The organism is Streptomyces sp. NPDC059002 (assembly GCF_042740435.1).
Classification (GTDB): Bacteria; Actinomycetota; Actinomycetes; order Streptomycetales; family Streptomycetaceae; genus Streptomyces.
The window spans coordinates 1-7,625 of record NZ_JBHYJI010000120.1; the positions used below are offsets into that span (position 1 = coordinate 1).

A 7,625-nucleotide genomic window follows, 5' to 3' on the forward strand; every position below is an offset into this window, starting at 1 on the left:
CAGCGCCATCACCGGTGACACCCCGCTGTTCACTGCCCTATTCAACTACCGGCACCACACCGACCAGTCCGACGGCACCACGCCGCGCGGGGAGCTGGAGGGGATCACGCTGCGGTTCGCCGAGGAGCGCGACAACTTCCCGCTCGCGCTCTCCGTAGACGACAACGGCGACGGCATCAAGCTGGCCGTCGACGCGGTGGCCCCAGTCGACTCGCGCATGGTCGGCGGCCTGATGCGCACCGCCGCGCACAACCTGGTGGCCGCGCTCGAATCGGCCCTCGACCACGGCCAGGACGTGCCGCTCAGCTCCGTCCAGGTCCTGGACGAGGCGGGGCTGCGCCAGGTGCTCGGCGCCTGGAACGACACGGCCGCCGAGGTCCCCGACGCCACCGCGGTCGCCCTGTTCGAGGCCCACGCGGCCCGTACCCCGGACGCGGTCGCGGTTGTCGCGGACGGCGTCGAGGTGACATACGGCGAACTCGACTCCTGCGCCAACCGGCTGGCGCGGCACCTCATCGAGCGGGGCGTCGGACCGGAGTCCGTCGTGGCCCTGTGCCTGGAGCGAGGGGCGGAGCTGGTCACGGCGGTGCTCGGCGTCCTGAAGGCGGGTGGCGCCTATCTGCCCGTCGACCTGGACTACCCGGCGGAGCGCATCGCGTACATGCTCGGCGACGCGGCCCCCGTGGTCGTGGTCGCCTCGCAGGACACCGCGGGGGCGGTGTCCGCCTCCGACGCCACCGTGGTCGTCCTCGACGCCGAGCCGACCGCCGCCGCGCTGGCGGGGCTGCCGCCCGAGGCAGCCCCGGCCACGAGGATCCGGCCGGAGCACCCGGCGTACGTCATCTACACCTCGGGCTCGACCGGCCGCCCCAAGGGTGTCGTCCTGACCCACTCCGGGTTCGCCAACACCATCGCGGGCCTCGCCCGCTTCGGCGCCGGACCGGGTTCGCGGGTGGCGCAGTTCGCCTCGGCGAGCTTCGACATCTTCTGCCTGGAGTGGTCGCTGGCGCTCACCCGCGGCGCGACCCTGGTGGTCGTCCCCGCCCACCGTCGCCTGGGCACGGAGCTCGCGGCGTTCCTCGCCGAGCAGGCCGTGACGCACGCGACGCTGCCGCCCGCCGTCCTCGCGGGCCTGGCGGACGGGGCGATCGGCCCGGACGTCGTCCTGGAGGTCGGCGGCGAGGCGTCCTCGCCCGAGCTGATCGAGCGGTGGGCGCGCGGCAGGACCATGTACAACACGTACGGCCCGACCGAGACCACCGTCGACGCTACCGTGTGGCGCTGCGAGCCGGGCGTGACGGACGTGCCGATCGGCACGCCCATCGGGAACACGCGCACGTACGTCCTCGACGGCGCCCTCGCGCCCGTCCCGGTGGGCGTGGCCGGTGAGCTGTACGTCGCCGGTGCCGGCCTGGCCCGCGGTTATCTGGGGCGTCCGGAGCTCACCGGCGAACGGTTCGTCGCCGACCCGTTCTCCACCACCGGCGACCGGCTCTACCGCACCGGCGACCTGGTGCGCTGGAGCCCGGACGGCCGGCTCGAATACCTCGGCCGCGTCGACGAGCAGGTCAAGGTCCGCGGCTTCCGCATCGAGCTGGGCGAGATTCAGTCCGTCGTGGCTGCCCACCCCGGCGTCGACCGCGCCGCCGTCGTCGTACGGGAGGACTCTCCCGGCGACAAGCGGCTGGTCGCCTACGTCGTGCCGGCCGGGGACACCGCCGAACTGGCCGCAGCAGTCGTCGCGTTCGCGGCCGACCGGCTGCCCGACCACATGGTCCCGGCGGCCGTCGTCGTCCTGCACGAGCTGCCCCTGACGGCCAACGGCAAGCTCGACCGCAGGGCCCTGCCCGCCCCGGCCCACGGGGACGGCGCGGTAGGGGCCCGGGGCCCGGCCACCCCGCAGGAGGAAATCCTCTGCGGGGTGTTCGCGCAGGTCCTCGGCGTGCCCTCGATCGGCGTCGACGACGACTTCTTCGCGTACGGCGGCCACTCCCTGCTCGCGGTCCGGCTCATCAGCCGGGTCCGCACCGTGCTCGGCGTGGAGGTGCCGTTGCGCACCCTGTTCGAGGCGCCGACCGTCGCTGCGCTCGCGGCCCGGCTCACCGATGCCGGTACGGCCCAGACCGTTCTGACGCGGATGGAGCGGCCCGCCCGGACCACGCTGTCCTTCGCCCAGCGCCGCCTGTGGTTCATTGGCCAGCTGGAGGGCCCCAGCTCCACCTACAACATCCCGATGGGGCTGCGGCTGTCCGGCGCGCTGGACCGCGCGGCGCTGATCACCGCCCTGCGCGACGTGATCGGGCGGCACGAGGTGCTGCGCACGCTGTTCCCGGCCGCCGACGGCGAGCCGTACCAGCGCATCGTCGACCTGGACGACCTGGTGTGGGAACCCACGGTGGAGCGGGTGGGCCGGGACGGCCTGGCCGCCGCGGTCGCCGGAGCGGCGGAGCACGTCTTCGACCTCGCCTCCGAAGTACCCATCCGCGCCTGGCTCTTCGAGCTGGCACCCGAGGAGCACGTCCTCGTCGTCGTCGTCCACCACATCGCCACCGACGGCTGGTCCACGGGCCCGCTCGCCCGGGACGTGTCCGTCGCCTACGCGGCCCGCCGCGAGGGCCGAGCCCCCGACTGGGAGCCGCTGCCGGTCCAGTACGCCGACTACGCGCTGTGGCAGCGCGAGCTGCTCGGCGACGAGCGCGACCCCGAGGGTGTGATGGCACGCCAGGTCGCCTACTGGCGCGACGCACTGGACGGCTCACCTGAGGAGCTGGAGCTGCCCTTCGACCACACGCGCCCGGCCGTGGCCTCCCACCGCGGAAACAGCGTTCCGGTCGACATACCCGCACAGGTGCACGCGCGGATCGCGGACGTGGCGCGCGCCGAGGGCGTCACCGTGTTCATGGTGCTCCAGGCCGCGCTGGCCATGCTCCTCGCGCGCCTGGGCGCCGGGACCGACATACCGATCGGCTCGCCCAACGCCGGACGCACCGACGAGGCCCTGGACGACCTGGTCGGCTCCTTCGTCAACACGCTGGTGCTGCGCACGGACCTGTCCGGCGACCCGACGTTCCGCGAAGTCCTCGGACGTGTACGGGAGAACAGCCTGTCGGCCTTCGCCCACCAGGACGTGCCCTTCGAGCGCCTCGTCGAGGAACTCGCCCCGAGCCGGTCCATGGCCCGCCACGCCCTGTTCCAGGTCATGCTGACCCTGCAGAACACCTCCGAGGCTGTCCTCGACCTGCCCGGCCTGCGGGCCGAGTCCCTGACGACCGGGCCCGCCAAGGCCAAGTTCGACCTGGACGTCATCGTGGGCGAGGCATTCGACGGGAACGGGCACCCGGCCGGGGTGCGCGGCTTCGCCACCGCCGCGGCCGACCTGTTCGAACCGGCCACCGCCGAACGGCTCGTCGCCTGCCTGGGGCAGGTCCTCGACGCGCTGACCGCCGCACCGGACACCCGCCTCAGCGCCGTCCGGGTGCTCGGCGACGCCGAGCGCCACCGCCTGCTAGTGGAGTGGAACGACACGGCGGCGGAGGTCTCGCCCGCCACGGTACCGGCGCTGTTCGCGGCCCAGGTGGCGCGGACACCGGACGCGGCGGCGGTCGTCGCGGACGGACAGACGCTGTCGTACGCCGAACTCGACGCCCGCGCGAACCAGCTGGCCCACAGCCTGCTGCACCGGGTCGTGCGCCCCGAGTCCGTGGTCGCGGTGTGCCTGGAGCGCGGCGCCGACCTGATGGTGGCGCTCCTCGGCGTGCTGAAGGCCGGGGGCGCGTACCTGCCGATCGACCCGGAGTACCCGGCCGACCGGATCGCGTACATGCTCGGCGACGCGGCCCCGGCCCTGGTCCTCGCGTCGGCCCGGACGGCGGGCAAGGTCCCGGACGCGGCCGTCGAGGTGCTGCTCCTGGACGACACCGACGGAGGGGGCCGGGCGGCCACCGCGCCGCGCGTCGATCTCGCCGTGACCCACCCCGCGTACGTCATCTACACCTCGGGTTCGACCGGCCGCGCCAAGGGCGTCCTCATCTCGCACGCCGGTGTCGCCAGCCTGGTCGCGGGCCACGTCCGCTACCTCGGCGTCGGCCCCGGCTGCCGGGTCGCCCAGTTCGCGTCCGCGAGCTTCGACACCTTCGGCTGGGAGTGGTTCATGGCCCTCCTGTCGGGTGCGACCCTCGTGGTGATCCCGCAGGAGCGGCGCCTCGGCGAGGCACTGCCGGCGTTCCTGACCGAGCAGCGCGTCACCCACGCCACCCTGCCGCCCGCCGTCCTCGCCACCCTCGACGAGGGCTCCATCGACCCGGACACCGTCCTCGTCGTCGCGGGCGAGGCCTGCCCACCGGACGTGATGGCCCGCTGGGCGCGCGGCCGCGGCCTCTTCAATTCGTACGGACCCACAGAGACCACCGTCGACGCCACCCTGTGGCGGTGCGAGCCCGAGTCCGCTGAGGTGGCCATCGGCACCCCGGTGCTCAACACCGAGGTGTACGTCCTCGACGCGTACCTGGCGCCCGTCCCCGTCGGCGTCGCGGGGGAGATGTACGTCACCGGCGCCGGCCTGGCCCGCGGCTACCTGGGCCGGCCCGACCTGACGGCCGAGCGGTTCGTCGCCAACCACCTCGCCGGGGACGGCTCGCGGCTCTACCGCACCGGCGACCGGGCCAAGTGGACGGCCGACGGCCGGCTGGTCTTCGCCGGCCGAACCGACGACCAGGTCAAGATCCGCGGCTTCCGGATCGAACCCGGCGAGATCGGCACAGTCCTGGCCACACACCCCTCGATCGCCCAGGCCGCGGTGACCGTCCGCGAGGACACCCCCGGTGACAAGCGCCTCGTCGCGTACGTGGTCCCGGCCGACGGCACGTCCTCGTGGTCGCCCTCCGCTACGGCCTCCGTGCTCGCCCTCGCGGCCGAGCGGCTGCCCGACTACATGGTGCCGTCGGCGGTCGTGCCCCTGGACGCGCTGCCGTTGACGGTCAACCGCAAGCTCGACCGCGAGGCCCTGCCCGCGCCGGACTACTCGGCGGGCGCGGCGGCAGCCGGACGGGGCCCGTCCAACGTGCGCGAGGAACTGCTCTGCGGCGTCTTCGCACAGGTCCTCGGCGTGGACAAGGTGGAGGTCGACGACGACTTCTTCGCAATCGGCGGCCACTCGCTCCTCGCGGTGCGCCTGGCGAGCCGGGTCAGGGCGGTCCTCGGCGTGGACCTGGACATCCGGGTCCTGTTCGACGCCCCGACCGTCGCGGGACTCGCGGCCGCGCTGGACGGCGCCGGCGAGGCCCGGCTCGCGCTGACGGCCGGCGAGCGCCCGGAGCGGGTACCCCTGTCCTTCGCCCAGCGACGGTTGTGGTTCATCCGCCAGCTGGAGGGCCCGAGCGCGACCTACAACATCCCGGTGGCCCTGCGCATGGCGGGCGACGTCGACGGGCGGGCTCTGGGGCTGGCGCTGCGGGACGTGATCGGACGGCACGAGGTGCTCCGCACGGTGTACCCGACGGCCGACGGCCAGCCCTACCAGCACATCCTGCCCCTCGACGAGGTGGCGTGGGAGCTCGCGGTGACCCCGGTCAGCCGGGCCGCCCTCGCCGACGCGGTCAAGGAGGCGTCGGAGCACGAGTTCGACCTGGAGACCGAAGTCCCCATACGGGCCTGGCTGTTCGAGGCGGATGCCGAGGAACGGGTGCTGCTCGTGGTGGTCCACCACATCGCGGGCGACGGCTGGTCGTGGGCCCCCATGGCCGACGACCTGTCCACCGCCTACGCGACGCGCAGCGCCGGCCTGGTGCCCCAGTGGGAGCCGCTGCCCGTGCAGTACGTGGACTATGCGTTGTGGCAGCGGGAGTTGCTGGGTGACGAGGGTGACCCGGAGAGTGTGATCGCGCGGCAGATGGCGTATTGGCGCGAGGCACTGGCCGGATCACCGGAGGAGCTGCCGCTCCCCGTTGACCGGACGCGGCCCGCCGTCGCCTCCCACGAGGGCCACGCCGTACCCCTGGAGATCCAGGCCGAGGTGCACGCACAGCTGGTGAAGGTGGCCCGAGCCGAGGGCGTGACCACGTTCATGGTCCTGCAGGCTGCTTTGGCCGTGTTGCTGTCGCGGCTGGGTGCGGGGACGGACATCCCGATCGGTTCGGCGAATGCCGGGCGTACGGATGAGGCGTTGGATGAGCTGGTCGGTTTCTTCGTCAACACGCTGGTGGTGCGCACGGACCTGTCGGGTGATCCGTCGTTCCGGGAGGTTCTGGGGCGGGTTCGGGAGTCGAGTCTGTCGGCGCTGGCGCATCAGGAGGTGCCGTTCGAGCGGTTGGTGGAGGAGTTGGCGCCGAGCCGGTCGATGGCCCGGCATCCGTTGTTCCAGGTCCAGCTCGACCTTCAGAACAACGCCGAGGCGGTACTCGACCTGCCGGGCGTGCGGGCGGGCGGGATGTCGGCCGGGACGTCGATGGCCAAGTTCGACCTGGAGGTCGGCCTCGGCGAGATGTTCGACGCCGACGGTGCCCCAGCGGGCCTCCGCGGCTCCGTCACGGCCGCGGCGGACCTGTTCGACCGGGAGACGGTTGAGGGGCTGGGCGAGCGCCTGGTGCGCGTGCTCGGGCTGCTGGTCGCCGATCCGCAGGTCCGGCTGAGTTCGCTTGAGGTGCTGGGTGAGGACGAGCGGCGTCGGGTGCTGGAGGAGTGGAATGCCACTGAGGTCGACCTTGGGTCTGTGCTGGTGCCGGGGCTGTTCGCGGCGCAGGTGGGTCGGGCTCCGGATGCGGTGGCGGTTGTCGGGGAGGCGGAGTCGGTTTCGTTCGTGGAGTTGGATGCGCGGGCGAATCGGCTGGCTCGCTATCTGATCGGTCAGGGGGTGGGTGCGGAGTCGTTGGTGGGTGTGTGCTTGCCGCGGGGGGTCGAGATGGTGGTGGCGGTGGTGGCGGTGTGGAAGGCGGGGGCGGGGTATCTGCCGGTTGATCCGGAGTATCCGGCGGAGCGGATCGGGTTCATGCTGGCGGACAGTGGTGCGGTGTTGACGTTGACGACCGAGGAGATCTTGGATGATCTTCCGGCGGGTCGGAACCGGTTTGTGGCGCTGGACAGCGCGCTGGTGGAGACGCAGCTGGCGGCGGCGTCCGCTGAGTCCCCCGAAGTCGCGGTCAATCCGAACTCACTCGCGTATGTGATCTATACGTCGGGTTCGACGGGTCGGCCGAAGGGTGTGGCTGTCACTCACGGTGGTCTGGCGAACTATGTGGCGTGGGCTGCGGACGCGTATGGCATGAAGGACACGGGCGGGGGTGCTCCGCTGCACTCGTCGCTCGCGTTCGACCTGACGGTGACCAGCGTCCTGGTCCCGCTCGTCTCGGGCTCCGCTGTGGTGACGAGCGGGGTGGGTGGGGCTGAGGGGTTGGCCGAGCTGGTCCAGTCCTCGTCGGGGTTCGGTCTGGTGAAGGCTGTTCCCGCGCACTTGCCCCTTCTGGCGGAGTTGCTGTCTCGGGAGCAGGCGGGGTCTGCGGCGCGTACGTGGGTTGTGGGTGGTGAGGCGCTGTCGGGCGGTGTGGTGCGTGACTGGTTGGGGCGTGCGCCGGGCTCGGTGGTCGTCAATGAGTACGGTCCGACGGAGACGGTGGTGGGTTGCTGTGTCTTCG

Annotated in this window: 1 protein-coding gene; it reads left to right on the top strand. The window is 72.6% G+C overall.

Annotated elements, in window-relative coordinates; all coding sequences use genetic code 11:
* The coding region (locus ACFWZ2_RS43065; RefSeq protein ID WP_384555261.1) for an amino acid adenylation domain-containing protein at positions 1 to 7,625 on the top strand (7,625 nt) is incomplete at both ends.